At 69.3% G+C, this 3517-nt stretch carries 3 protein-coding genes; 1 reads left to right on the forward strand and 2 read right to left on the reverse strand.

Annotated features, from left to right (window positions below; translation table 11 throughout):
- Positions 1 to 180: 180 nt before the first annotated feature.
- Positions 181 to 903: a hypothetical protein gene (locus tag AB7O82_RS37815; RefSeq protein ID WP_428549021.1), complete on the reverse strand. Its 723-nt coding sequence runs from the start codon at positions 901 to 903 to the stop codon at positions 181 to 183.
- A gap of 57 nt (positions 904 to 960) precedes the next feature.
- Here AB7O82_RS37815 and AB7O82_RS37820 point away from each other — a divergent pair, with 57 nt between their 5' ends.
- Positions 961 to 2451 (forward strand): UbiD family decarboxylase, encoded by a 1491-nt coding sequence (locus AB7O82_RS37820; RefSeq protein WP_428549024.1) that lies wholly within the window; start codon positions 961 to 963, stop codon positions 2449 to 2451.
- A gap of 169 nt (positions 2452 to 2620) precedes the next feature.
- Here the strand turns inward: AB7O82_RS37820 and AB7O82_RS37825 are convergent.
- Positions 2621 to 3517: LLM class flavin-dependent oxidoreductase (locus AB7O82_RS37825; RefSeq protein WP_428621903.1), on the reverse strand; the 897-nt coding region annotated here is incomplete at its 5' end.

Consider the following 3517-nt stretch of genomic DNA (forward strand, 5'->3'; position numbering starts at 1 on the left):
CCTGGAAGGGACTTCCACCCTCCAAGCCAGACACACTCGCGGTCGCACGAGCGCGCCACTCCTGTGGCGCTCATGGATGTGTGATCAATGAGAAGAGCGCCACTGGAGTGGCGCGCTCCCAGCAATGCCCCCTCCGTCGCCGAAGACGGCGACACCTCCCCAGCGGAGCTGGGGAGGAGTTCATCGATAGAGGAACGTCCCCAGCAGCACCCAACGTGCCGCGCGCGGCCTGCCGACCAGCGGCGTGGTGTAGTGCCAGAACGGCAGGCGATAAGCGGTGATCGTCGCCGGCGCGGCGAGCGGGACGATCTCGCTGAAATGGCCGGCGCGGCTGTAGACCAGCCACTGGTGGGCGACGCCGGGCGAGCACAGGCTCAAATGCACGTCGATGTAGCCGGCGCGGGCGGCGGGGTTCTCGGGATGGTGGTCGTTGTGCGGCCCGGCATAGTCGCCCGGCCCGTAGCGCAGCACCTGCAGGCCCCAGCGGGAGGCCAGCCTTCGGCCGGCCAGCGCCTCGGCGAAGGCGCGAAAGCTCGCCGAACGCAGCAGGTGCACCAAGCCGATCCGTTCCGCCGCCCTGACGCCCGCCTCGCGACGGCTGTCGAAGAAGATGGTGCGGGCCCGGCTGGTCTTGGGCAGCGTCTCGCCGTAGTCGCGGCGCATCCCGAAGATCGACTCGGGCGGGATCGGCTGCTCCAGCGGCTCGAGCGTGCCCCCCAGAGTCTCCTCGAGGGCGCGCCGCAGTCGCCCGGCCTTGGCGCGATCGATGAGATCGTCGCGCGCCGCGAAGCGCGTGCGCGGATCGGCGAGCGCGCCGCAGAGTTCGTGCGTGCCGGCCAGCACGCGCCGGCCGGCACGCGTCAGCAGGTCCTCGAACTCGGCCGGGACGGCGTTTGATCTCATGCCATGGCCCCTCTAAAGGTCTTGCCCAACATGCCATACGCTTCGCTTCGGGACTTCATGGCCCGGCTCGAACAGAGCGGTCGGCTGGTGCGGGTCAAGGCACCGGTGTCGCCGCACCTGGAGATGACCGAGATCCAGACCCGCCTGCTCGCCGAGAAGGGCCCGGCGGTGCTGTTCGAGAACGTCGTGCGGGCCGACGGCAGCCGCGCCGAGATGCCGGTGCTGGTCAATTTGTTCGGCACGGTCGAACGGGTCGCCTGGGGCATGGACCGCGAGCCGGCGGGCCTGCGCGGCGTCGGCGAGACCCTGGCCTTCCTGCGCCAGCCCGAGCCGCCCGGCGGCTGGCGCGAAGCGCTCGACATGCTGCCCATGGTGCGCACCGTGATGGCGATGAAGCCGCGCACCGTCGGCAGCGCGCCCTGCCAGGAGATCGTGCTCGAGGGCGCCGACATCGATCTCGGCCGGCTGCCGATCCAGACCTGCTGGCCCGGCGAGCCGGCGCCGCTCATCACCTGGCCGCTGATCGTGACCCAGGGCCCCGACCCCAAGGGCGACCGCCAGGACAGCTTCAATCTCGGCATCTATCGCCTGCAGGTGACCGGCCGCAACACCACGCTGATGCGCTGGCTGAAGCATCGCGGCGGGGCGCAGCACCATCAGCGCTGGAAGGGCGCCGGTAAGCGCGAGCCGCTGCCCGCGGCGGCGGTGATCGGCGCCGATCCCGGCACCATCCTGGCGGCGGTGACGCCGGTGCCGGACACGCTGTCGGAGTATCAGTTCGCGGGCCTCCTGCGCGGCAAGAAAGTCGAGCTGGTCGACTGCAAGACGATTCCGCTCAAGGTTCCCGCCGAGGCCGAGATCGTGCTCGAGGGCCGTGTCAGCCTGGACGAGTACGGCGACGAGGGCCCATACGGCGATCACACCGGCTACTACAACAGCGTCGAGCGCTTCCCGGTGTTCACGCTGAGTGCCATCACCATGCGGCGCCGGCCGATCTATCTCTCGACCTTCACCGGCCGGCCGCCCGACGAGCCCAGCGTGCTGGGCGAAGCGCTGAACGAGGTGTTCATCCCGCTGTTCCAGCAGCAGTTCCCCGAGATCGTCGATTTCTGGCTGCCGCCCGAAGGCTGCAGCTACAGGATCGCCGTAGTGTCGATGAAGAAGGCCTACGCCGGCCACGCCAAGCGCGTGATGATGGGCGTATGGAGCTACCTGCGCCAGTTCATGTACACCAAGTGGGTGATCGTGGTGGACGCCGACATCGACGCTCGCAACTGGAAGGACGTGATGTGGGCGATAGCCACGCGCATGGACCCGGCGCGCGACATCACGGTGATCGAGAGCACGCCGATCGACTATCTCGATTTCGCCTCGCCGGTCTCCGGCCTCGGCTCCAAGATCGGCCTCGACGCCACCGACAAGCTCCCCGGCGAGACCACGCGCGAGTGGGGCCGCCAGATCCGCATGGACCAGGCCGTCATCGACAAGGTCGACGCGATGTGGAGCGAACTGGGGCTGCCGGGCAGCGGCAAGAAGATCTGGCGCTGACGGCAACGATACTCATGCGGACCGCGGGCGTCCCGGCCGCTCATGGCGCGGCTCGGCTCGGGCGCGGTCGGCCGCGCCCCTGCCGAACGCGTCTTCATCATGATCATGAGCGAGCGGGACGCCCGCGGTCCGCATGAATGCTGTCATTGCACGAGCGAGGAACCTCTCCCTACGCGCGCATGCCGGGCAACACGTGCCTGACCAAGAGATCGCGCCCCACCGCCGCATCCTCCACTGATGCACCGCGCGTCGCGCCGCTGATCGCCACTTTGTCGAGGCCGAGCCTGGCCAGCGAGCGCAGGCGCTCGATGCAACGATCGGGGGAACCGACGATCGCGAAGCGGTCGACGAAATCGTCGGTCAGCGTCGTAGCCTGCCGCGAGTCGCCGCGCGTGTGCGCCTTCATGTCGTAGTTGGAGTGCAGCGCCTCCAGCACCTCGCGGTCGCCGGACGAGGTCGGCACGCTGGTCTTGCCGTGCATCACCGAGAAGCGCGCGAACGTCGTGAGTCCGCCGCGCACCAGGTTGCGCGCTGCGCCGATGTCGCCGTGGCAGCCGAGATTGACGTAGGCGCCGAAGGCGATACCGTCGGGATCGAGACCGACGTCCTTGCGACTCTTCCTCGCGAGCCCGATGGCCCAGCTCAGCCGATCGAGGTCGGCGCCGAGCGCGAACATCACCCGTTCCGCCTGCAAGGCCGCAATCGCAATCACCTTGGGACCGCTCGCCGCAACCTCGACCGGCACCTTGGCGCCATCGGCGATCCAGCCGATACGGCTGGTCGGCGGCGCGTCGTGCAGGTGCAGCCCTGACATCGCCGGCGCCACCTCGTGCGGGATGTCGATGTCGTCGAAACTCACCGCCTCGCCGCGCAGATAGGCCTGCAGCTGCTTCAGATAGCGCTCGAACTGGGCGAGCCGCGCCGGTGCGCGGCCGAGATGGGCGAGCGCCGAATCGCCGCGACCGATGCCCAGCACGGCGCGCCCGTTCGACACCCGGTTGACGCTGGTGATCGCCGTCGCAGTCACCGCCGCATGGCGCGTCACCGAGTTGGTGACGCCGGTGCC

This window comes from Reyranella sp. (assembly GCF_050185545.1).
In the GTDB taxonomy this organism is placed as follows: Bacteria; Pseudomonadota; Alphaproteobacteria; order Reyranellales; family Reyranellaceae; genus Reyranella.